We start from the raw sequence: 21,661 nt of genomic DNA on the forward strand, positions 1-21,661 counted from the left end.
CGCCGCTGTCCGCGATACCGGAGACAGCCGGACCGCTCACCCGAACAGCCGCGCGAGCACGCCCACGAGGACGAGCAAGGCACCGAGGATGAACGTCCCGGGAATCGGGAGCGCGAACACGAGCACGCCGACGCCGATGACGATTGTCGACAGGCGCATACCTCCGCGTTGGGTCGTCGCACTGATACGCCTTGTTGCCGGCCCCGCGGGGTCCGGGGCCGTCGAACCGCCCAGCCGCTCGGTCGGCCGTCTCGAACGCGAGCCGCGTCGAAACGGGACACTGTCTCCCGGACTGTGAACTTCCGAAAGACTCGCTCCGCTCGTCTTTCGACTTCCCGCTCGCCTCGCTCGCGGGAACGGGGACAGCTCGATCTTCAGTCGAGTGCGTAACACTCTCGAATGGAAATCGTGTAGAATCCGGATGCCGCCTCCCGGATTTGAACCGGGGACAGCTCGATCTTCAGTCGAGTGCTCTCCCAGTCTGAGCTAAGGCGGCGCGCACTCGAAGCGACGACGAGGGGAGGAAAAAGGATTTCGAAAGCCCGGCGCTGTCGGCGGAATCGGCCAGTGTGTCACCACACCACACTACGGAAGGAAGAGGTCGGCGCTGTCGAAGGCCGCCCCGCAGTCGTCGCACTCGTACTCGGTGCCGTTCGTCGTCGAGACGTGGCCCTCACAGCGGGGGCAGGTCGAGCCGTCTATCATGTCCCTCGGTAACACAGGCCCTTGTAAATGCGTTACGGCAGGTGTCGGCCGCGTGTCAGCACCGGCGGGGCCCACCTCCGGCGGAGAGACTCGTCACTCGCGGTCCGTTCGCGACGGAATATGTGGGTCCGGGCGGATTCGAACTGTCGGAAGACGTGCTCGCTGCGCTGTGCGCGACTTCCGGAGTTCGATTCCGCTACTCCCACCACTCCTCACATCCGTTTGTCGCAGGATGGGCCCAAGCGGATTCGAACCACGGTCACTCTGCTACGCTCCGTTCCCTGATTCGAATCCGCCCGGCGGAGAGACTCGTCACTCGCGGTCCGTTCGCGACGGAAGATATGGGTCCGGGCGGATTCGAACCACCGGCCTCGGCCTTGTAAAGGCCACGTCATAACCAACTAGACCACGGACCCGCAGTGCGGAGTTCCCCATCGGGAGGAATAACGCTTTCTCTCTGGGACGGAACGCTTACCAGCGCCGTGGCCGAGGTGTTCGGTATGGACCGTCGTCTCGCGGTCGCGGTCGGCGTCGTCGGCCTGCTGGCGGTCGGCGGCCTCGTGTTCGCCTCGGGCGTCTGGGTCGACGTGGTCGGCGTCGGCGAGTACGAGCGGGGGACCGTCACCGTCCGGGACGCGACGCCGACGGGCGGGGACGCGTCCGCAACCGAGGGGACGCCCACCGGCGAGCCGTCGCCGACCGTCGCCGTGCGGGACGAGGGGGCGGTGTTGGCGACCGTGGAGGTCCGAATCTCGGAGACATGGCGACAGCGGAGGACCGGCCTCAGCGAGACGGCGTCGCTGGCCCCCGACGAGGGAATGCTGTTCGTCCACGACCGGGAGGCGGAACACACCTACGTCATGCGGAACATGTCCTTCGAGTTGGATATCGTCTTCGTCGCGGCCGACGGCACCATCACCCGGATTCACCACGCCTCGCTGCCGCCCGAGGGCGAGCAGTACAGCGAGGAGTATCCCGGACGAGGGAAGTACGTCCTCGAAGTGAACCGCGGGTGGGCAAACCGGACCGGCGTGACCGTCGGCGACCGCGTCAACGTGCCCGCGACGGTTCGGTAGCCCGACGGTCTTTTGCGCGTTCGACCCCTGCGTCCGGTAATGGACATCGACGCGGGGGGCGAAGACGAGGCGTTCGAGGACGCCCGCGAGCGGGTCGACCGGCCCATGTGGCGGCTGTTCGGCGAGTACGGGCGGGGGCGGCGCGGGGCCTTCGCCGTCGGTCTCTTCAGTTCCGTCGTCGCGCGGATGCTCGACCTCCTGCCGCCGCTCCTGTTGGGTATCGCGCTGGACGCGGTCATCCGGGGCGAGGGCCAGTACGGTCTCTGGCTGGTACCTGACGGAGTGGTTCCGGACGGGACGGCGGGGCAGTTGTGGTTCACCGCCGGCCTCATCGCGGCCTCCTTTCTCTTCGGCGCGGTCTTTCACTGGAGCCGCAACTACGGCTGGAACAAGTTCGCCCAGCACGTCCAGCACGCGGTGCGGACCGACACCTACGAGGCGATGCAGCGGCTGAACATGGACTTCTTCGCCGACAAGCAGACCGGCGAGATGATGTCGGTGCTCTCGAACGACGTCAACCGGCTAGAGAAGTTCCTCAACGACGGGCTGAACTCCACCTCGCGGCTGGTCATCATGGTCGTCGGCATCGCCACGTACCTCTTCATCATGAACTGGCAGTTGGCGCTGGTGGCGCTCCTGCCCGTCCCGATAATCGCCGTCTTCACCAAGCGGTTCATCGACACCATCCAACCCAAGTACGCCGAAGTGCGCTCGTCGGTCGGCCGGCTCAACTCCCGGTTGGAGAACAACCTCAGCGGCATCCAGATAATCAAGACCGCCAACACCGAGCCCTACGAGGCCGACCGCGTCGAGGACAGCTCACAGGAGTACCTCGACGCCAACTGGGACGCCATCGAGACGCGCATCACCTTCTTCCCCGGCCTGCGGCTGGTGTCGGGCATCGGCTTCGTCATCACGTTCGTCGTCGGCGGGCTGATGGTCATCGGCCAGCCGCCGGGACCGCTGACGGCCAGCCTGTCGCCGGGGCAGTTCGTCGCGTTCATCATCTACACCCAGCGGTTCGTCTGGCCGATGGCCCAGTTCGGGCAGATAATCAACATGTACCAGCGGGCCTACGCCTCCGCCGAGCGGGTCTTCGGCCTGATGGACACGCCGGGTCGCCTCGAAGAGCGCGCCGACGCGCCGCCGCTTTCGGTGACCGAGGGGGCCGTCGCCTACGAGGACGTGACCTTCGGCTACGACGGCGACCCCGTGGTCGAGGACATCTCCTTCGAGGTCGAGGGCGGCGAGACGGTGGCGCTGGTCGGTCCCACCGGCGCGGGCAAGTCGACGGTGCTGAAGCTCCTGCTCCGGATGTACGACGTCGACGAGGGAGCGGTCACCATCGATGGGCAGGACCTCCGGGACGTGCAGATTCCCAGCATCCGGCGGGCTATCGGTTACGTCAGTCAGGAGACGTTCCTCTTCTACGGCACCGTCCGGGAGAACATCGCCTACGGCACCTTCGACGCCGACGACGAGGCGATACGCGAGGCCGCCCGCGCGGCCGAGGCCGACCAGTTCATCCGGAACCTCCCCGACGGCTACGACACGAAGGTCGGCGAGCGCGGCGTGAAGCTCTCGGGGGGCCAGCGCCAGCGCATCGCCATCGCGCGGGCCATCCTCAAAGACCCCGAGATTCTGGTGTTGGACGAGGCCACCAGCGACGTGGACACGGAGACGGAGATGCTCATCCAGCGCTCGCTGGACGACCTGACCGCCGACCGCACCACCTTCGCCATCGCCCACCGGCTCTCGACGGTGAAAGACGCCGACGTCATCCTCGTGCTGGAGGACGGCGAGGTCGTCGAGCGCGGGAGTCACGACGAACTGCTCTCGGAAGGCGGCCTCTACGCGAACCTCTGGGCCGTGCAAGCCGGCGAGATAGACGAACTGCCCGAGGAGTTCGTCCGCCGGGCCGCCGAGCGCCGCGCCCGAACCGACGCCGACGACTGAGCGGCGAGACGGGCAACCGTTATTAGGCCGTGCCATGTAACGACACACCATGGCAACCACCTACCTCGTGAGCACGGCGCTGATGGGCGTGTTCGCGGCCGCGGTGGTGGTGTGGATGGCGCGCAGCCGCGGGTGGTACCGATACTCGCCGAACCGAGCGACGGTCGCGGCGGCCGGCGGGACCGACCGCGGGAGTCGGCTGGCGGGGCTGGCCGGCGAGCCCGCGACGTGGGTCGTCGCGTTCGTCGTTCTCGTCGTGGGGTTCGTCGGCGGCGTGCTGGCGTACGTCGCCGGTCCCGTCGAGAGCCAGCCGATGGCGGGGCTGGCCGTCGCCGCCGGCGCGGGGCTCGTCCTCGGGGGGTATCTCCTCTACGGCGTCTACCTCTCGGCCGTGCGGCGGGGCCACCCGAGTTCGCTGGCGGCCGCGGAGTCGGCGGTGGTGGCCGGCGTCCTCTTTCTGGTCGCCGTTACCGCGCAGTTGGTGGCCTGAGAGGGTCAGACGATGGAGTAGGCCGCGGCGGCGGTCAGGGCCACGGCGGCGACGGTCCCGCCGAGGACGAGGTAGGTGACCGACCGCGGCTCCCAGCGCAGGTGCTGGTAGTAGGCGGCGACGCCGACGGCCTTGACGACGGACAACACCATGATGACCGCGAAGGCGGTCCAGTAGGCGCTGTCGACCAGCCCGGTGAACTCGACGACCGCTTGGGCGGTGGCGAAGGCGAACAGGACGACGTATATCGCGGTGTATCCTTTCCAGTTCATGGTTACAGGATGTAGAACAGCGGGAACAGGAACAGCCAGACGATGTCGACGAAGTGCCAGTACAGGCCGAAGTACTCGATGGCCCTGTCGTCGCCCTGATACGCCCCGTTCCACGCGCGGACGGTCATGTACGCACAGATGACGAGCCCGATGATGACGTGTGCGCCGTGTAAGCCCGTCGTGAGGTAGAACGTCGACGAGGCGATGTTCGTCGACAGCCCCCAGCCGTTCGGGAACAGTTCCGTCTGGATGTGGAACAGGTGGTTCCACTCGATGCCCTTGTTTATCAGGAAGCCGACGCCCAGCGCGAACGTCCCCACGAGCGCGGCGACGGTGCCCCGGCGGCTCTCGCGCTCGGCGGCGACCATCGCCAACACGACGAGGAAACTCGACGTGAGCAGGAGGTAGGTGTTGATGAGCCCCGGCATCGTGACGTGTTCGGCCGGGACGAGGTCGTGGTGCCACGAGGTCCAGCCGTAGGCCACCCGGACGAAGGCGTACGAGCCGATGAACGCCCCGAAGAGGACGATGTCGCTGGCGAGGAACGTCCACATCCCGAGTTTCGTCTTCTCCACCTCGGCGAAGGGCCAGCGCTCGGCGAGGGCCATCTCGGGCGCGTGGAACGACTCGCGGGTCATCCCCACGAGCGAGGCGAACGTGCCGAGGCCGCCGACGGCCGCGAGGCCGACGTAGACGGCGCTCCCGGTGCGCACGCCCGAGAGCCCGAGGAAGGCGACGAAGCCGAACAGGCCGACGAGGAAGGGCCAGAAGCTCGCGTGGCTAGCGTGGTCCTCGCCGCCGGTCTCGTGGGCCGTCGCCGGCGCGGCGGCCGTGACCGCTCGGACCGGCGGCGTCGCGCCGTCCGCGGCGGTGCCGCCGTCGGTCGCCGTCCCGCCGTCGGCGGCGACGCCCGCGCCGCCGGTCGACTGGTCGCCGTCCGCTGCCCGCGCGGCCGCCTCCGCGTCGGAGAGGAACGAGAGCGAGCCGCCGGCGTAGCTGGGGACGCCGGGGAAGTTCTCCAAGGGCGGCGGCGAGGGGACGGCCCACTCGGCGGAGGTGGCGTACTCCCACGGGTTGTCGTCGGCGTCCGCGCCGCGCCACAGCGAGACGAACAGGTTGTAGAACATGATGAGGAAACTCGCCCCGAGGACGAACCCGCCGACCGTGGCGATGGAGTGCCATATCTGGAGTTCCTGAGAGTACTGGAACACCCGTCGTGGCGTCTCCCACGCGACGAACATCGGGAAGTACAGCATGTTGAACCCGACGAAGTAGACGGCGAAGTGGAGTTTCCCGAGGAACTCGTCGTACATCTTCCCGGTAATCTTGGGGTACCAGTAGTAGAGCCCGCCGAAAAGCGCCGTCGCCCCGGCGACCATCACGTAGTGGAAGTGCGCGACGACCCAGTAGGTGCCCCGGAACTGGTAGTCCAAGACGATAGCGCCGAGGAAGACGCCGGTGATACCGCCGATGATGAACAGGACGAGCGCGCCCAGCGAGAACAGGAACGGCGTGGTAAAGCGGACCCGTCCCTTCGCCATGGTGTAGATGAGCGAGAACACCATCAGGTCGAACGGCAGCGAGATGCCGATGGTGGTCGCCATGAACACCGTCTTGATGGGGAGGTTGATGCCGGTCAGGAACATGTGGTGCATCCAGACGGCGAAGCTCTGGAGCGCGACCAACACCATCGAGATGATGAACCACTTCCGGCCGACCAGCCGCCGACCCGTGAAGGTCTGGAAACACTCGGCCATCACGCCGAGCGCCGGGAAGAAGACGATGTACACCTCCGGATGCCCGAAGAACCAGAACAGGTGGGCCCACAGCAGCGACGCCCCGGGGTTGTCGGCGTCGGTTGCCATCGTCGTCCCGTCGATGGAGTACTGGAAGTAGGTGGTCCCGAGGATGTGGTCGGAGGCGAGAATCATCAGCGCCGCCAGCAGGGCGGCGAAGGCGAACAGCATCATCCAGACGGTGAGGTTGATAGACAGCGAGAAGATGGGCACGTCCCGCATCCGCAGGCCCTCGGCGCGCATCCGGTACATCGTCGTCAGGAAGTTCACCGACCCCATCGTCACCGCTGCGGTAAAGAGGATGAGCGCGAGGACGACGGAGGTCGCGCCGAGCCCCTCGCCGGGGATGTACGCCGGCGTGTTCAGCGGCGCGTACATCGTCCACCCGCCGGCGAACGTCGACCCTTGGAAGAACGAGACCCCCATCAGGACACCCGAGAACAGGTACGTCCAGTACGATAGCGCGTTCAGCCGGGGAAAGGCGAGGTCGTCGGCCCCTATCTGGAGCGGGACGAGGTAGTTGGCGAAGCCGAAGGCGAACGGCGAGATGAACCAGAACACCATCAACAGGCCGTGGGTCGACACCGCCTGATTGTACCCCAGCGACCCCAGCAGGTCCGCGCCGGGCGTGACGAGTTCGAGGCGGAACAGCAGGGCGAGCAGGCCGCCGAACACGAGGAAGAAGAGGGCGGTGACGAGATAGAGGACGCCGATGTCCTTGTGGTTGGTCGTGAGGAACCACCGCCCGATGGACGACTTCGGCGGGAGGCCGTGGTCGTGGCTCACGCCGGCACACCTCCGGGCCCGGCCCGGGCGGCCGTGGCGTTCGCCGTCCCGTTGCTCGTCCCGTTGTACCAGTCGTGGTACGCGGATTCCGGGAGGACGCGGACGTCAGCGGTCATCAGGGAGTGGCCGCTGCCACACAGTTCGTAGCACTTGGCGGTGTAGGTGCCCGTCTCGTTGGCGGTGAACCACGCCGAGGTGTACTGGCCGGGGACGGCGTCGGTCTTGACCCGCAACGCGGGGACGCCGAAGTTGTGGAACACGTCCCGCGAGGTCACCCGTAACCTGACCACCCGGTCCTGTGGCACCGTCAGCGTCGACGTCTCGTGGCCGTTGGGGTAGACGAACGTCCACCCGAAGCGGTACCCCTCCACGTCGACTTCGAGCGCGTCGACCTGTGGCCCGTCCGGGCCGTTCTCGATGTACAGCAGCGTGCTGTAGGTCCACGCGATGAGCGAGACGACGATGACGGCGCTGACGCCGAAGGAGTAAAACACCTTCCGGCCGCCGGCCCCGCCGGTGGGGCGCTCCCCCATCGACGGCCGCTCGACCGCGTCGGCGTAGGGGTCCTCGCCGCCGCGGTCGCGGTACTTCAGCGCGTGGTACAGCGTGTACGTGACGACGGCGATGCCCACCGCCGTCCCGAGGCCGAGAAACACCTCGAAGATGCTGTCGAACACCGCGCTCGGGGCCCGGACCGACCCACCGTGCAAGGGAACGTCAGCCGCGATGCGTGGTATCAGTTGCCGCACCATTTCTTCATGATTTTTCCCACCACGTATTAGTCATTGTGGACAGACAGCCGACAAGTAGGAGCCGAACACGTGCGCGAAGTTTTTTATCCACTGGCATGTTACAACACACCATGGCCGACACGCCACCGGGCGTCGACGACCCGGCGCTGAACGAGGAATCGCTCGCCGACTCCGAGGAGTTCGACAGCCTCGCCGGCATCGTCGGGGACGGCGTCGTCGGGGCCGCCGGTGGGTTGGTCGGGACCGCGCTGATGACCGTCGTCTTCCTCATCGCCCAGTCGCTGGGCGCGTTCAGCCTCGGCGACTTCGCCATCCTGACCGAACTGGTCGGACTGAGCGGCTACGTCCCCGAGGTCCTGTTTGGCTTCTTCATCTTCCTCGGGGGCGGGATGTTCCCGTGGCCGCTGCTGTTCGCGTCGCTGAAGGCGTATCTCCCGGGTCGGACCGACCCCGTCAGCGGAGCCTTCTTCGGCGGCGCGATGTGGACCGGCTTCGTGCTGGCCTTCTACACCGGCCAGTCCGGCGTCGAACTGGCGCTGTACGTCGTCCTGACGCTCGTCGCCCACGTCGCCTACGGCGTCGGCCTCGGGACGGTGTTCAACTACTTCGCCACCCGCCCCGACTCCATCGTCTGAGACCCGGTGTCGCCGTCGCTTCGCCGACCGCTACACTTAGTCCGCCGCGCGCACACGTCCCGGTATGCATCTGCGAGAGGCCACGTGGACCGACGCCGCCGACGCGGAGACGCGGCTGGCGCTGTTGCCCGTCGGGAGTACCGAGCAACACGGGCCACACGCGCCGCTGGGGACCGACTCGCTGACCGCGGCGGCCGTCGCCGACGCCGGCGCGGCGGCCTACGACGGCGAGGTGGTCGTCGCACCGCCGATACACGTCGGCGTCGCCGAGGAACACCGCCAGTTCGCGGGGACGCTGTGGGTCGGTGAGGACACGTTCCGGGACTACGTCCGCGAGACCGTCGGGAGCCTCGCCCACCACGGCTGGGACCGGGTGGTCGTCGTCAACGGCCACGGGGGCAACGTCGGCCCGCTCCGAGAGGTCTGCGGGAAGGTAACGCGCCACGACGACGCCTACGCCGTCCCGTTCACGTGGTTCGACGCCGTCGACGCCGACGACATGGGCCACGGCGGTCCCGTCGAGACGAGCCTCCTCAAGCACACCGACGGCGACCTCGTCCGCGCGGACCGCCTCGACGCGGCCGCCGACGGCGGGGCCGACGGCTGGGGCGAGTGGGAGAGCGGCGTCAACCTCGCGTACGACACCGCGGAGTTCAGCGAGAACGGGACGGTCGGCGACCCGCGGGCGGCCAGCGCCGAGCGGGGCGAGCGGTTGCTGGACGCGGCGAGCGAGGCGCTGGCCGCCCTGCTGGAACGGGTCCGGGAGCGGTAGCTACGCCTCCGCTTCCTCGGCGTCGGCGTCGGTGTCGGCCTCGCTCTCGTCGGCGTCGCTCCCGCCGTCGGCGGCCTCGAACTCCTCCAAGGTACTCCGGAGTTGGGGGACAGTCGCGGTGAGGTCGCCGACCTGCTCGCGGGCGGCCTCCACGTCCTCGACGAGGTCCTCGACGGTCTCTATCTCCGCCGCGAGGTCGTCGGCGTCGTCGAAGGCGTCGGCGCGCTCGCCCATCGTGTACCACTTCTTGGCGTCCCGGAGGTGGTCCTCCGCGTCGCCCGCGTCGAGGGCCGTCTTCAGGGCGTTCAGCGCGCCCAGCGTGTTGTCGGCCTCCACGTCCCAGACCGCGTCGGCCGCCGGGAGCGCGTCGCGGGCCTCGGCGAGCGAGGCCTCCACGTCGCTTCGCATCTCCGTGGCCGCCTCGCCGAACAGTTCGTCGTCGTCCAGACTCGTCTGACTCATACCGTCCCGTTCGACGGGCGAGGGGTTAAACGCCCGCCTGAAAGTGAAAGTGAAACCGCAGGACGTGAGCGGGCGGGGCGGCCGAGAACCGAAAGCCACGCCGAGCACACGTCGGGGTCAGGCCCGCAGGTCGGCCCGGACCTCGGGGATGGGGTCGAGCGACGGGTCGATGTCGCCGAGGACCAGCATCGCGTAGTACCGCAGGAACGCCTGCAGCGGCGCTTTGATGAGGTTCGCGAGGACGAGCATCACGACGGCGAACAGGGCGGCGAGGACGCCGAGGATAGCGAAGGCGGCGAGGCCCTCACCGAGCGCGAACCAGACGACGAGGCCGACGACGCCGAACGGGATGGCGGCCACGACCAAGGCGATAGCGCCCAGCACGGCCCCGACGATGCCGACGCCGATGCCGAGGACGACCGAGAAAAACAGGTACGCGAGGTACTGCTTGGGGTGGTCGGTCAGGGAGCCAAACAGCCGCTGCCAGCCGGCGATGACCCCGTGGCCCTCGTCAACCATCAGCGGGACGACGAAGACGTTGGTGAAGCCGGTTATCGTCCCGCCGACGATGGCCGCGACGACGAGGACGACGATGAACAGGCCAAACGAGCCGAAGATGACCTCGGGCGAGGGGTTCGACAGGGAGGCCCCGCCGACGACGAGCAACAGCGCGAGCGCCAGACCGCCGAAGACCAGCAGCGTCGCCAGCCCGAAGAGGATGCGAAAGCCGAGCAGTCGGAGCCCGTTGCCGACGTGGCGCTTGACGTACCGGCGGACGTGGACCTCGCGGTCGACGAGCGACTGGATGAAGACGAACTCCATGATGGCCCCGAGGACCGCGAACACGAGCGCGAGGACGACGATGCCGACGAGGACGGCGGCGAAGGTGAGCAAGCCGAAGCCGGCCAGCGCCTCCGCGGCACCCGGCGAGAGGTCGCCGCCGGGACCGGCCACCTGCAACAGCCCGTCGGAGAGTGCGGGGAGCGATTCGAGGGGGGCGGCCACTTGGAAGCTCCCGGAGCCGCCGCCGGCCCCGCCGTCGCCGCCGAAGTTGCCGAGGCGGCCGATGTTCTGGACGCCGCCGGTGCCGCCGCCACCGCCGATGAAGAAGACGACGAACGCCAGCCGCAGCCACGTCCCGAGTTCGAACGGGAGCACGAACGACTTCGTGGCGTCGATGGCGTCGTCGATGTCGTCTACTGCGTGGAGGGTCATGCGTCTGCAGGTCACCTCCGGCGGGGGTAAAATTTTCGGAGAGCGACACGAACGGCCGGCCCGTCCTCACTCGCGGACTGCGTCGACTCGCATCAGCGGGTAGCCGCCTTCCATCGCCATGCTCGTCTCGACGACACAGCCCTCGTAGTCGATGGTCATCTCCACGTCGAGAAAGCGGCCGGTCAGTTCGGTGTAGTCGGCCCCGCCCGCGTCGATGGCGGCCCGCAGTTCGGCCTCGTCGACGGCGACGGTGACCGACTCGCAGTGCGGTTGGTTCTCGATGGCGTCCTCCATCGCCCGGGCCAGCGAGTCCGCGCTGTCGGGACTGAGCGGCGTCCCGGCGAACTGGTGGTAGAGCGAACCGAACTTCACGCCGGCTTCGAAGCAGGCGACCTGTGGGTCTGTCGGGTCCATACGAACCCGTCGGACGGCCGAAATATAACGGAACCGCAAGCTACCTATTGTGTGGCCCGTAGACTACGGACGAATGGAGGACCCGGTTCTGCTTACAGGTGCCGGCGGCGCGGTCGGGGAAGCCATCCTCGACGGCATCGGGGACGCCTACGACTGGAAGCTCATGTTTCACAGTCCCCCCGTCGAGGAGCCGGCCCACGAGTACACGGTCGGCGACGTCGCCGACGACGAGGACGTTCGCGCGGCTGTCGAGGGCGTCGGTGCCGTCGTCCACCTCGCGGGCGACCCGCGGCCCGAGGCCCCGTGGGACTCGGTGCTGGAAAACAACATCGACGGCACCCAGAAGATGTACGAGGCCGCCGTCGACGCGGGCGTCGACCGGTTCGTCTACGCCTCCTCGAACCACGCCGTCGGCGCGTTCGAGACCGACCGCCGGACCCCCGAGATGTACCGCTCGGACGACGACTTCCTGCTCGACGGGTCGGAGTTCCCCCGGCCGGGCAACCTCTACGGCGTCTCGAAGGCCGCCGGCGAGGTGCTGGGCCGCTACTACCACGACGAACACGGCATCCGCGTCTGTAACATCCGCATCGGGAACCTCAACCGCGAGTACCCGCCCATCGACTACGAGCGCGGGCAGGCGATGTGGCTCTCCTACCGCGACTGCGCCCACATCCACGAGCGCGCGCTGGAGGCCGACTACGGGTTCGAAATCGTCTACGGCATCTCCGACAACGACCGGAAGTACTACTCGCTCGACCGCGCCAAGGAGGCGCTGGGCTACGAGCCACGCGACAACTCCGCGCACTTCGACGGCGAGGAGCGGGTCGAGGGACCGAACGCGTAGCTCAGTCGAACAACCCCTCCACGTCGGCGTCTTTTCCCCGCTCGCGCTCGACGAGGTCCCGGAGCCGGTGGAAGACGACCGGCCGTCGGTCGCGCTCGCGGACGAACGCGAACAGGAGGCCGACGAACCGGCCCTCGCCGGCCGCGTCGAGTTCGTCGCGCGCGTAGCCGACGGCGTCCTCGACGACCGCCTCGTCGTAGCCGTCGGCCGCGGCCAGCACCGCGGCGGCGACGGCCGTCGCCGCGAAGTCCAGCGCCTCGTAGTCGAGCGCGTCGCCGCGATGTGTCAGAGGCGGCGGGGCCGTCCAGTCGACGGCCTCGGGGTCGGCGGCCACGCCGTCGAGGAACGACCGGACGGCGGTCAGGTCGATACCGCGGTACGCCGGTCCGAGACCGTCGAGATACGTCCCCGCGCTCTCGGCGAGACCGCGCGCGCCCGACCAGTTCTCCGCCGTCCCGTGGTGGACGACGGCCGTGAACTGGATGAGGCCGTGGAGGAACCGCTCGTCGTCGCCCGAATCGAGCGCGAGCCACCGCTCCTCCCACGCGTCGTGGGCGGCGTGGTGCCGGCCGGCGTTGTAGACGGCGACGCCGGCACGCAGGTGGCGCTCCATACCCGTCGGTACGGTGGGGACAGGCAAAAGCGGACAGGTGGTACCGTCGCTCGGCGAGTTGCGTCGCAGAAACGTCGGACGGAGTTCCACGCAAGGGTGGAACACGTCCGGTCGTGAACACAGTGAGCGTCCGGACGGAGATTTGAACTCCGGTCCCTGGCTCCGCAAGCCAAGAGGATAGTCCACTACCCTACCCGGACTCACTCCGAGAGAGGAGAGTGCCCAAGAAAAGGGTGACGGTTCGACGGTCCCCGCGTCACGTGGAGACACGCCGACGCTCAAAACCGAGCGGAGCGTACACAAGGGCCTTTTCCGGGGCCGCCGTTCGGTCGGGCATGAAGCGACGAACGCTGCTCCGGCGGGCCGGAGCCGCCGGGACCGCGGCGCTCGCGGGGTGTGCGTCGAGCGGCGACGCCGGACGGACCGGGACGCCCGAGCGGCCGCCGACGGTGCGCGAGACGACGTTCGAGGTCACCGACGCCGGCGGGGGGACGCAGGTCGACGCCGCGACCGTCGCCGTCGACGGCGGGACGGTCACCGTGGAGGGGACGATATGGGGACCGAACGGCTGTACGACGGCCGCGCTGTCGGGTGCCGACTACGACGCCGGGACGGACACGCTGACCGTGGCCGTGGCGACGACCGAGCGGGCCGACGCGGGGGACGCTTGCACGACGGGAATCGTCGAGATAGCGTACCGGGCGACGGTCGCGTTCGACGGCGGCCGCCCGGGGACGGTGGTGGTGACCCACGACCGCGGTGACGGGCCGGAGACGGTCGCCCGCGAGTCGGTGGCGGAGTGAACGAGCGGGTGGCCCGGGGGGTCGACTCGGCGGTCGGGCGGAGGTTTATACGCGGTGGCGCGACCAACGTCGGACATGGACGACCGACGGGAGAAACCGCAGGACAGCGGCGTCGTACCGTGGCAACGACAACGCTTAAGCGCGCCCCATCCCTGCGTCCCATAGATAGATGGGCGCAATAGAGGACATCTACGCGGACTTAGAGACGGACGTCTCCGAGGAGGAGTTCCGCGAGGCCGTCGCAGAGAAGGTCGAGCAGATGGGCGGGCTCGCGGACGAGGAGACGGCCGCGATGTTGCTGGCCCACGAACTCAACGAGGGGGAGGTGGAGACGGTCGCGGACATCGAACCGGGGATGGAGGAGGTGAAGTTCGTCGCCAAGGTACTCGCCGTCGGGGAACTGAAACGCTTCGAGCGGGACGGCGACGACGAGGACGGGCGGGTGCTGAACGTCGAGGCGGCCGACGAGACCGCGAGCGTCCGGCTCGCGTTCTGGGACCAGCAGGCCGTCGACATCGACGACGGGGGCCTCGACGTCGGCGACGTGTTGCGGGTCAAGGGCCGTCCGAAGGACGGCTACAACGGGCTGGAGGTGTCGGTCGACAAGGCCGAAATCGACGAGGACGTGGCCGTCGACGTGGAACCGGGCGATGGCGCGACCGTCGAGGGGCTGACGATGGGCCAGTCCGACGTGACCCTCAGAGGGCTGGTCCTCGATACGGACTCGATACGGACCTTCGACCGCGACGACGGCAGCGAGGGCCGCGTGGCGAACCTCACGCTGGGCGACGAGACCGGCCGCGTGCGGGTGACGCTGTGGGACGACCGCACGGAGCGCGCCGAGGAACTCGACCCGGGGACCGCCGTCGAGGTCGTCGACGGCTACGTCCGCGAGCGGGACGGCTCGCTCGAACTGCACGTCGGCGACGAGGGCGCGGTCGACGAGATAGACGAGGACGTGCGCTTCGAACCCGACGCCGACCCCATCGAGAACGTCGAGATCGACGACACCGTCGACATCGCCGGCGTCGTCCGCTCGACCGACCCCAAGCGGACCTTCGACCGCGACGACGGCAGCGAGGGACAGGTCCGGAACGTCCGGGTTCAGGACGCGACCGGCGACATCCGCGTCGCGCTGTGGGGCGAGAAAGCCGACAAGGAGATCGCGCCGGGCGACGAGGTGCTGGCCGCCGACGTGGAGATACAGGACGGCTGGCAGGACGACAAGGAGGCCTCGGCCAACTGGGCGTCGACGGTCGTGGTGTTGGACGACAGCGCCGGGGCGGCCCCGGCCCCGTCGGGCGGCGACGACGAGAACGCCGGCCTCTCGTCGTTCGCGGGCGATAGCGCGGACGACGGGTCGGACGGCGGCGAGACGACAACCGGCGGGAGCGCCGGCGGCGGGGCCGGTGGGGCGGCGACCGACGGCGCGGACGCGGCCAGTGCGGCGTCTGACACCGCCGGCGCAAGCGGCGACGGGGGCGCACAGGCCGCCGAACAGGTGGAGTTCACCGGGACGGTCGTCCAGACGGGCGACCCGGTCGTACTGGACGACGGCGAGCAGACGCGCCGCGTCGAGACCGACGAGGGCGTCCAGTTAGGCCAGCAGGTGACGGTTCGGGGCCGGCGGGTCGACGAGGACCGAATCGACGCCGACGACGTGTTCTGAGCGGGTAAGCGGCGCTACGGAAACCCTTAAGGCCGCAACACTCCCGGATGTGGGTATGAGCGTCGAGCTACCGTTCGCGCCGGTGGACGCCGTCATCCGGCGGAACGCGGACGGGTTGCGGGTGAGTGCCGAGGCGGCGGAGGAACTGGCGCGCCGTGTCCAGTCACACGGGGCCTCGCTTGCGGTGGCGGCCGCCGAGGAGGCGACCGCCGACGGGCGGAAGACGCTGATGCCGTCGGACTTCGGCGTTGCGCCCGCCCCGGACAAAGACGGCCTCGAACTGCCCGTCGCCCCGGTCGACCGTATCGCGCGATTGGACATCGACGACGACTACCGCGTGGCGATGGACGCCCGGGTCGCGCTGGCGGACATCCTCGAAGGGTACGCCGACGACGCCGCGGCGGCCGGCGCATCGCTGGCCCGCCACGCCGACCGACGCACTATCAAAGCCGAAGACATCGAGACGTACTTCCAACTGGCCCAGTACTACTGAATGAACTTCGGCTACCGCGAGGTCTGTCTGGACCACGACACCGGGCCGCGCCACCCCGAGAGCCCCGACCGACTCCGTGCGGTCCGGCGCGCGCTCAAGGACCACCACGGCGTCGAGTACGTCGCCGCCAGCGACGCCGACAGGGACCTCGTCGAGCGAGTCCACGACCCGGCGTACGTCGAGGAGTTCGAGGCGTTCTGCGCCGACGACGGGGGCAACTGGGACGCCGACACCGTCGCCGTCGAGGCGACGTGGGACGCCGCCTTGGCCGCCGCCGGGCTCTCGGTGTGGGCCGCCGAGGCCGCGATGGCGGGCGAGGACGGCCGCGACACGCCCTTCGCTCTCGGTCGGCCGCCGGGCCACCACGCCGTCGGCGACGACGCGATGGGCTTTTGCTTCGTCAACAACGCGGGCGTCGCCGCGCAGGCCGCCCTCGAAGACGACGCCGACCGCGTCGCTATCTTCGACTGGGACGTCCACCACGGCAACGGGACGCAGGATATCTTCTACGACCGGGGCGACGTGTTCTACGCCTCGGTCCACGAGGACGGCCTCTACCCCGGGACCGGCGACGTTTCCGAGACCGGGACGGGCGAGGGCGAGGAGACGACGCTGAACGTCAAGTACCCGCCGGGCGCGGACACCGCCGACTACGTCGCCGCCGTCGAGCGCTGCATCGCGCCGGCCATCCGCGAGTACGACCCCGACCTCCTGCTCGTCAGCGCGGGCTTCGACGCCCACGAACACGACCCCATCTCGCGGATGAAGGTGTCGACCGAGGGGTACGGAGTGTTGACCGACCAGATGCGGACGCTGGCCGACGACTGCGGGGCCGGCCTCGGCTTCGTCCTCGAAGGTGGCTACGGGCTGGACACGCTCGCGGACTCGGTGACGACGGTCCACGAGGTGTTCGACGGTTACCGGCCTGTCGAGCCGGACGGCGACGTGAGCGAGGGGGCCAGCGAGGTGCTCGACGAACTGGCCGCTCAGGGCTTCGGCTCGAAGTAGGCCGCCAAGTCCGTCCCGAATCGGTCCGCCAGCGCCGCGACGTCGACGCCCGAGAGCGTCTCGTACCCCTCCCGCAGCGCCGCCTCGACGTGGGGACCGAGCCGCGCGTCGAACAGCGCGTCGCCGTCGATGACAGCGAGGGCGTCGGTGACCTCGCGGGGGCGCTCGACGACGTACCGGCCGCCCTCGACGAAGGGGCCGGCCACCGACGGGTCGTCGGCGTACGCCTCGTAGAACCCCGTCGCGTGCTCGCGGACGTGGACCGGCGGCCCCGCGTGGCGCTCGACGGCCGGCAGTTGCGCGACGGCCAGTTCGAGCAACAGGACCGCTTCGGCGGCGTCGCCCCCGTCGTCGGTAGCGGCACTCGCCTCGTCGTCACCGGTGGCGAACGCGGCCGACCGGAACACCTCGAACCCGCGGCGGTCGAGTTCGTCGGTCAGCCCCGCCAGCGACTTCCGGAGCTGTGGCCACAGCTGGTCGTCGACCACGTCGGGCGCGTCGAACCGAACCGCGACGGGCGTCGTCGCGCGGTCCTCGACGGCTGCCCGCACGTCGGCGGCGTCGTACGGCTCGCGCACGTCGGCCTCGAACAGCGCCACGGTCGGGTCGGCGAGCAGTTTCCGCGCGTAGTGCTGGAACCGGGCGACGTTCTCGGCCGAACAGACGGCCGCGACGTTTCGCTCGGGGTCGGTCGGGTCGACGACGACCAGCGGGTCCTCGAAAGAGGCCTGCGCGTGGTCCGCGGGGTCAAGTTCGACCGGCGGGTGCCAGTCCGCCGCCGCCTCGACGAGGCCGCGGAACCCGCCGTATTCGAGGACGAGCAGTTCGGTCAGGTAGCCGGAGAACCCGCGGGTCCGGAGGTCGCTGCCGTAGACGCCGACGGCCTTCGCGAACGCCTTGGCGACCCGCACGTCGGCCGCGAGGTCGTCGTCGAGCCGGGCGGCGAGATAGCGGGTGTGAAACGGCGTCCGGTCGACGGCCGACTGGATGGCCGTCGCGTCGGCGACGGCATAGCAGGGCACGAGGTCCACGTCGTACCCGTCGACCTCGCCGACGACGTAGGGGTGTTCGGCGTACTCCTCGCGCCCGTCGGGGAGGACCGCGTGCCCGACGGTCAGGCCGTACTCCTCTAAGTCAGCGCGGTCGGTTTCCGGCGGGAACGCGACGAACACGTCGATGTCGCGGTCGCCGGCGACCCACGTCCCGCGGGCCGTCGACCCGACCCGGACCACCTCGGCGTCGACCGGCAGGTCGGCGGCGGCCGCCTCGGCCCGGGCCACCACCTCGTCGGCAACCCGCCGGAGTCGGTCGCGCTCCGCGCCGTCGGGCGAGACGCGCTGGCGGACCCGCTCGACGACGGCGTCGAACTCGTCGCTCATGCCGCCGGCTACTGGGAGAGTGCGTGAAAGCGTGTCGGTGCGCCCCGGAAGCGAAAGCCCTATTTAATAACTCGGTCAATCCACGTACGCGAACAAGCCGCCGTAGCTCAGTTGGTAGAGCACCACGCTGTTAACGTGGTTGTCCCAGGTTCGAGCCCTGGCGGTGGCGCTTTCTCCGTTTCCGTCGGAACCGACCGACGGTGACCCGACAAACTAAAGAACGGGACTCGTGAATCGACTCGTGAGGGCCCTTAGCTTAGTCCGGTTAAAGCGATCGGCTCATAACCGATTGAGCGCTGGTTCAAATCCGGCAGGGCCCATCACCCTTTCAATCGAACTCCAGCCGACCCAGAACGGTCCCCTCAGCCCCCAGAGAAGCCATATAATCGGTTCTAACGGTTTTGAGACGGGGGAGAAACTCATGAGTTCAACAAGGACGTTGTTGGACACCCACCGCGTCCGGCAGTGTCAGTAGCTGAGAGGTGCGTGATTCCCCGTCGGTCGGCCGACCGGCAGACGTGCCAGCACTGCGGGGCGCGCGTCTCGCGGGACTTCCGGCGGACCTTCGGCGACAAGAACGTCGTCGTTCACCGCTGTCAGGGGTGCGATTCCAGCCCGCGGCTCCGGGCCGGCAGCACCGCCGGTCGAGACGTGGACTACCCCGACCCCGCCAACCAACCCAATCGGAACCGCGGCCGCCGTGGCGACGCCCGGATTGACGGGGGTGAGATTTGTGAGTGCCCAGCCCACCCTATTCGACATAGTAGGCTGGCCGCGAGTGCAGCCATGCCCGCCAGTCTCTGGGGGTTCGGTAAAAGTCAGGTCGTAATTCTCGACTGTCCGCTGTCTACGTCCATTCGTCTTCAGGGAGCTCCGTCACAACTTTGCTGTTTCCGAGCGTGCCGCCGTCCTTACCACCAAGAGTTGCACCATGCTCACCACCCAAAGTGAATCCAGAAGATACAGTCTCGACGATATACACCCCGATTGGGATTATCTGTTCTACCGCCCACCAAAGAAGACGAATCAGCGCCACTGAAACACCCCACCCAACTAAATCATACTCAAGCATCAGGGAGCCGAAAAAGTCACCAACAATTTCTAATCCTTCTGGAAATCTTTCTATGCCCACACTTCCTGAGATCCACAATAATCCCTTATAGAGGGATTCAATGCGCTGAAATAAGTCACGGTGTATTCTAATTTCGACAATCTCTCCGTTTTCTCCTGTTTTTGGATAAATCGGGAAGCCTGATGAGGACATATGCAATAGTTCGCCTCCCTATCAGATAAACTATCTTCAGCTAACCCCCTTCGGGGTCACAGCTCGAAGATCGTCCTCGGCGCGATATGCACACGAGCGCGAGCTGGCCGTGTGCATACTCCGGTGGGCGTCGTGGGCTGAATGGAAGACATCGACGAGCGATGGGCGTGGGCCACGGTAGTCTTTATCAGTAGCCGGGCGTCGAGTTGGTCGAGAATACCTTGTTTTTGCCCCCGTGTTCACGAGCGGTGGGTATGCGAATCCGCGAAGGCGGCAAGCACGCGCACCGCACGGACACCATCGAGCAGGCCGCCGAATTCTGGGACTGCAACAAGACGACGACACTGATGAAATCCGCCGAGTTCTCGTGGCGGATGGACGAGCGAATACGAGAGATATTGGCGAGAGAGGGTTTGACTCGGCAGAAGAGAGATCGCCGAGACACCACGGGTTCCGGGGACCTGCGATATCTGGGTCGGTGAGACCGTCAACACCGAATTGTGACGACGGAGGTCAGCGTCCCAACAGGCATAAGTCGCTACCTCGATGATATTGTTGTATGAGCCTCGAACGGGAGGACAAGCCCGACGGGAAATCGGCCGCCGAGCGCCTCGCAGAGCTTACGGGCGAGTCCGTCGAGGAGTTCGAGTACGACGGCGAGGTTCCTGAACTCGACGACTTGGAGCGCGAGCGCGTCGACGAGTAGGGTTCGCTACCGCCATTCTCTGCCGACATCGTGCCAGTCCTCGAACTCGTCGAGTAGCTTGTCGGCCCGCTGTTGAAGGAACTGTTGACAGAAGTCGGGAGCCTCGTTCGCGGACAGCTCCGGGAAGCCCCATACCCTCTCGTACTTCTCGCCGTCGCGGTAGAGGTCGAGGTGGAGCCCTTCGTCCTCGATGTCGTGTTCCCCGTCGACGTTGTGGTCGAAGCGAGCGACTTCTCGCCAGTCGTGGGGCGGGAGTCCGTCTTGGGTCGCTCGCATATTGTACTCCAACTGGAATACGAACCGGGTGACGTGGCCGTCCTCAGTGTCTAGTTCGCGGCGGATTCGTGCGTAGGGCCACTCGACCCACTCAAATCCGAGATCCGTCATAACTCTCCTTCGCTGGCACGACTGTGTTCGTCTTCGGGACCATCCTCAGATAGTCGTCCAGAGTCAGGCCGGGATGTTGAACGTAGCGACTCGCCCGAAGCGGTGAGTATCGACCTCTGGTATTCTTCGAAGGATCGACGGCGAGAAAGATCGGAAAGGTGTGGAATCACGCACCGAGACTACTCCGATCACGAAATCCATCGGACACGTCTCTTCGAATCGAGCCTCGGCGTGAGTCATTTCGTCTTCTTCGGGACCGAGTACATCAGCGACCCGATTCCCGTGGTGTTCGCAGTAGTACTTCGGACCGATCAGCCTATCGGGACTGACAAAAATCGTCTCCGCCGGGTCGTCACAACCCTTTCGCGAACACTCCCCGATCGGCTGATCGAACTCTAGATACTCCCTGAGATACCGGGACCGAATCCGCGGGAAGTCGCGGTGCTGTTCTACGAGCGCGGCGTCGTCGAGGAAGGCTTCGTACCGGTCGCGCTGCTCGGCCGGGTCCCCTTCGAAAGTGATGCTCCAGCTGATGTACCGCCAGTCATCACGAGAATGAATCCGCGCGAAGATGTCCTCGAACTCGAACCCTTCTCTGGTCAGCCACACCGAGAGCGCGTTCGCTTCGTTCTGGAAGAGCGGCATAGGCGAGACGTGAGACGGGAGGATAAGCTTCGAGGGCAACCGGTACCCTCCGGTCGTTCCTCCGGTTCGCCGCGGAGATCGACGCAGTGCCCGAGGATATTGGAACGAAGGTCCCGCTGCCGAGCATCAACGGTGCTGGCGAAGTGAGTGAGTCGCCCCTCGAACCGGAGCGAGCCGAGAGCCACTACAGACGACCAGTACGGCCGTGTGTCGGGCTCGGCGATGCGGTCGGTTCTCTACGCGGTCACCCGCCCGTGCTGGCACGGAGCGGAGTACCCCCACGACCGGGAGATCGAGGAATGCGACGCGACGGAGCTACCGAGTGCGTCGACGTGTCCCTCGACGCATAACCATGAGCAAACCGATTACGAAACGTAACCGCAAGACGGCAGGGACCACCGGCAGGGCCCATATTCCGTGGGGAGCGGACGCGGCGAGCGGAGTCCGTTGTCCGACGGCGTCCCGGCAGACACGCAGCGAGTCCGTTGTCAGTTCACATCCGGCAGGAGCCGTGGT

The 21,661-nt window shown here is 67.6% G+C and carries 25 protein-coding genes and 5 tRNA genes; 15 read left to right on the plus strand and 15 right to left on the minus strand.

The features are described from left to right. Positions 1-36: 36 nt before the first annotated feature. From ACV7JO_RS12240 to ACV7JO_RS12250, 3 genes are all read right to left on the minus strand, one after another. Complete coding sequence (locus tag ACV7JO_RS12240; protein ID WP_470353696.1) at positions 37-159, minus strand: hypothetical protein; 123 nt, start codon at positions 157-159, stop codon at positions 37-39. A gap of 263 nt (positions 160-422) precedes the next feature. Then, positions 423-496 (minus strand) — tRNA-Phe (locus ACV7JO_RS12245). A gap of 551 nt (positions 497-1,047) precedes the next feature. After that, positions 1,048-1,121, minus strand: a tRNA-Val gene (locus ACV7JO_RS12250). Between the two features lie 84 nt (positions 1,122-1,205). Here ACV7JO_RS12250 and ACV7JO_RS12255 point away from each other — a divergent pair. From ACV7JO_RS12255 to ACV7JO_RS12265, 3 genes are read left to right on the plus strand one after another with little or no spacing between them, the layout of a single operon-like run. Further along, a complete protein-coding gene (locus tag ACV7JO_RS12255; RefSeq protein ID WP_470353697.1) occupies positions 1,206-1,781 on the plus strand; it encodes a DUF192 domain-containing protein in 576 nt (191 codons plus the stop codon). A gap of 39 nt (positions 1,782-1,820) precedes the next feature. Continuing rightward, complete coding sequence (locus ACV7JO_RS12260) at positions 1,821-3,737, plus strand: ABC transporter ATP-binding protein (protein WP_470353698.1); 1,917 nt, start codon at positions 1,821-1,823, stop codon at positions 3,735-3,737. A gap of 49 nt (positions 3,738-3,786) precedes the next feature. Continuing rightward, a complete protein-coding gene (locus ACV7JO_RS12265) occupies positions 3,787-4,227 on the plus strand; it encodes a hypothetical protein (protein WP_470353699.1) in 441 nt (146 codons plus the stop codon). A 5-nt stretch (positions 4,228-4,232) separates the two neighbouring features. Here ACV7JO_RS12265 and ACV7JO_RS12270 read toward each other — a convergent pair whose 3' ends face one another. From ACV7JO_RS12270 to coxB, 3 genes are read right to left on the minus strand one after another with little or no spacing between them, the layout of a single operon-like run. Then, the gene (locus ACV7JO_RS12270) at positions 4,233-4,499 is read right to left on the minus strand and encodes a cytochrome C oxidase subunit IV family protein (protein WP_470353700.1); all 267 of its coding nucleotides are present in this window, start codon (positions 4,497-4,499) and stop codon (positions 4,233-4,235) included. 2 nt (positions 4,500-4,501) lie between these two features. Next, positions 4,502-7,081 carry a cbb3-type cytochrome c oxidase subunit I gene (locus ACV7JO_RS12275; RefSeq protein ID WP_470353701.1) on the minus strand — a complete coding sequence of 860 codons (2,580 nt, stop codon included), beginning with the start codon at positions 7,079-7,081 and terminating at the stop codon, positions 4,502-4,504. After that, the gene (gene coxB, locus ACV7JO_RS12280; protein ID WP_470353702.1) at positions 7,078-7,833 is read right to left on the minus strand and encodes a cytochrome c oxidase subunit II; all 756 of its coding nucleotides are present in this window, start codon (positions 7,831-7,833) and stop codon (positions 7,078-7,080) included. The genes ACV7JO_RS12275 and coxB overlap by 4 nt, the downstream gene beginning before the upstream one ends. A 110-nt stretch (positions 7,834-7,943) precedes the next feature. Between coxB and ACV7JO_RS12285 the strand changes: the two genes are divergently transcribed. After that, positions 7,944-8,468, plus strand: a complete 525-nt coding sequence (locus tag ACV7JO_RS12285) for a DUF6789 family protein (protein ID WP_470353703.1) — start codon at positions 7,944-7,946, stop codon at positions 8,466-8,468. 64 nt (positions 8,469-8,532) lie between these two features. Next, entirely contained in the window at positions 8,533-9,240 is a 708-nt protein-coding gene (locus ACV7JO_RS12290) for a creatininase family protein (protein ID WP_470353704.1), read from the plus strand. On the opposite strand, the gene ACV7JO_RS12295 is transcribed toward ACV7JO_RS12290, so the two are convergent. From ACV7JO_RS12295 to ACV7JO_RS12305, 3 genes are all read right to left on the minus strand, one after another. Next, positions 9,241-9,702, minus strand: coding sequence for a DUF5790 family protein (locus ACV7JO_RS12295; protein ID WP_470353705.1), 462 nt, complete (start codon positions 9,700-9,702; stop codon positions 9,241-9,243). It lies immediately after the preceding gene. A gap of 117 nt (positions 9,703-9,819) precedes the next feature. Then, positions 9,820-10,917 carry a DUF7544 domain-containing protein gene (locus ACV7JO_RS12300; protein WP_470353706.1) on the minus strand — a complete coding sequence of 366 codons (1,098 nt, stop codon included), beginning with the start codon at positions 10,915-10,917 and terminating at the stop codon, positions 9,820-9,822. A gap of 66 nt (positions 10,918-10,983) precedes the next feature. After that, positions 10,984-11,331, minus strand: coding sequence for a dihydroneopterin aldolase family protein (locus tag ACV7JO_RS12305; RefSeq protein WP_470353707.1), 348 nt, complete (start codon positions 11,329-11,331; stop codon positions 10,984-10,986). A gap of 73 nt (positions 11,332-11,404) precedes the next feature. On the opposite strand from ACV7JO_RS12305, the gene azf reads away from it, so the two are divergent. Further along, positions 11,405-12,178, plus strand: a complete 774-nt coding sequence (gene azf / locus ACV7JO_RS12310; RefSeq protein WP_470353708.1) for an NAD-dependent glucose-6-phosphate dehydrogenase Azf — start codon at positions 11,405-11,407, stop codon at positions 12,176-12,178. Between the two features lies 1 nt (position 12,179). Here the strand turns inward: azf and ACV7JO_RS12315 are convergent, their stop codons facing one another. Beyond that, on the minus strand, positions 12,180-12,791 hold the full coding sequence (locus tag ACV7JO_RS12315) for a DUF309 domain-containing protein (RefSeq protein WP_470353709.1): 612 nt from the start codon (positions 12,789-12,791) through the stop codon (positions 12,180-12,182). A 127-nt stretch (positions 12,792-12,918) separates the two neighbouring features. Then, positions 12,919-12,991 (minus strand) — tRNA-Arg (locus ACV7JO_RS12320). Between the two features lie 135 nt (positions 12,992-13,126). Between ACV7JO_RS12320 and ACV7JO_RS12325 the strand changes: the two genes are divergently transcribed. From ACV7JO_RS12325 to ACV7JO_RS12340, 4 genes are all read left to right on the plus strand, one after another. Then, positions 13,127-13,594: a hypothetical protein gene (locus tag ACV7JO_RS12325; RefSeq protein ID WP_470353710.1), complete on the plus strand. Its 468-nt coding sequence runs from the start codon at positions 13,127-13,129 to the stop codon at positions 13,592-13,594. A gap of 169 nt (positions 13,595-13,763) precedes the next feature. Continuing rightward, positions 13,764-15,263 (plus strand): single-stranded DNA binding protein, encoded by a 1,500-nt coding sequence (locus ACV7JO_RS12330; RefSeq protein ID WP_470353711.1) that lies wholly within the window; start codon positions 13,764-13,766, stop codon positions 15,261-15,263. A gap of 55 nt (positions 15,264-15,318) precedes the next feature. Next, on the plus strand, positions 15,319-15,756 hold the full coding sequence (locus ACV7JO_RS12335; RefSeq protein WP_470353712.1) for a histone: 438 nt from the start codon (positions 15,319-15,321) through the stop codon (positions 15,754-15,756). Then, positions 15,757-16,764, plus strand: coding sequence for a histone deacetylase family protein (locus tag ACV7JO_RS12340; RefSeq protein WP_470353713.1), 1,008 nt, complete (start codon positions 15,757-15,759; stop codon positions 16,762-16,764). It begins immediately after the preceding gene. Here ACV7JO_RS12340 and cca read toward each other — a convergent pair. Continuing rightward, on the minus strand, positions 16,743-18,143 hold the full coding sequence (cca, locus tag ACV7JO_RS12345; RefSeq protein WP_470353714.1) for a CCA tRNA nucleotidyltransferase: 1,401 nt from the start codon (positions 18,141-18,143) through the stop codon (positions 16,743-16,745). The two genes, ACV7JO_RS12340 and cca, sit on opposite strands and share 22 nt — an antisense overlap. A 96-nt stretch (positions 18,144-18,239) precedes the next feature. Between cca and ACV7JO_RS12350 the strand changes: the two genes are divergently transcribed. The 3 genes from ACV7JO_RS12350 (at position 18,240) to ACV7JO_RS12360 (ending at position 19,094) form a co-directional block, all read left to right on the plus strand. Next, a tRNA-Asn gene (locus tag ACV7JO_RS12350) sits at positions 18,240-18,312 on the plus strand. Between the two features lie 76 nt (positions 18,313-18,388). Next, positions 18,389-18,463 (plus strand) — tRNA-Ile (locus tag ACV7JO_RS12355). Between the two features lie 166 nt (positions 18,464-18,629). After that, positions 18,630-19,094 carry a DUF7563 family protein gene (locus tag ACV7JO_RS12360; RefSeq protein WP_470355778.1) on the plus strand — a complete coding sequence of 155 codons (465 nt, stop codon included), beginning with the start codon at positions 18,630-18,632 and terminating at the stop codon, positions 19,092-19,094. Here ACV7JO_RS12360 and ACV7JO_RS12365 read toward each other — a convergent pair. Next, the gene (locus ACV7JO_RS12365) at positions 18,991-19,407 is read right to left on the minus strand and encodes a hypothetical protein (protein ID WP_470355796.1); all 417 of its coding nucleotides are present in this window, start codon (positions 19,405-19,407) and stop codon (positions 18,991-18,993) included. The genes ACV7JO_RS12360 and ACV7JO_RS12365 overlap by 104 nt on opposite strands. Positions 19,408-19,661: 254 nt before the next feature. On the opposite strand from ACV7JO_RS12365, the gene ACV7JO_RS12370 reads away from it, so the two are divergent. Both ACV7JO_RS12370 and ACV7JO_RS12375 read left to right on the plus strand, forming a co-directional pair. Beyond that, on the plus strand, positions 19,662-19,889 hold the full coding sequence (locus ACV7JO_RS12370) for a DUF7692 domain-containing protein (RefSeq protein ID WP_470353715.1): 228 nt from the start codon (positions 19,662-19,664) through the stop codon (positions 19,887-19,889). 77 nt (positions 19,890-19,966) lie between these two features. Beyond that, positions 19,967-20,113 (plus strand): hypothetical protein, encoded by a 147-nt coding sequence (locus ACV7JO_RS12375; protein ID WP_470353716.1) that lies wholly within the window; start codon positions 19,967-19,969, stop codon positions 20,111-20,113. A 6-nt stretch (positions 20,114-20,119) separates the two neighbouring features. On the opposite strand, the gene ACV7JO_RS12380 is transcribed toward ACV7JO_RS12375, so the two are convergent. Continuing rightward, a complete protein-coding gene (locus ACV7JO_RS12380; protein ID WP_470353717.1) occupies positions 20,120-20,500 on the minus strand; it encodes a DUF7718 family protein in 381 nt (126 codons plus the stop codon). A gap of 63 nt (positions 20,501-20,563) precedes the next feature. Beyond that, positions 20,564-21,145, minus strand: coding sequence for a hypothetical protein (locus ACV7JO_RS12385; RefSeq protein WP_470353718.1), 582 nt, complete (start codon positions 21,143-21,145; stop codon positions 20,564-20,566). Positions 21,146-21,661 lie beyond the last annotated feature (516 nt).

The sequence above is a fragment of the Haloarcula sp. MBLA0138 genome (genome assembly GCF_055632455.1).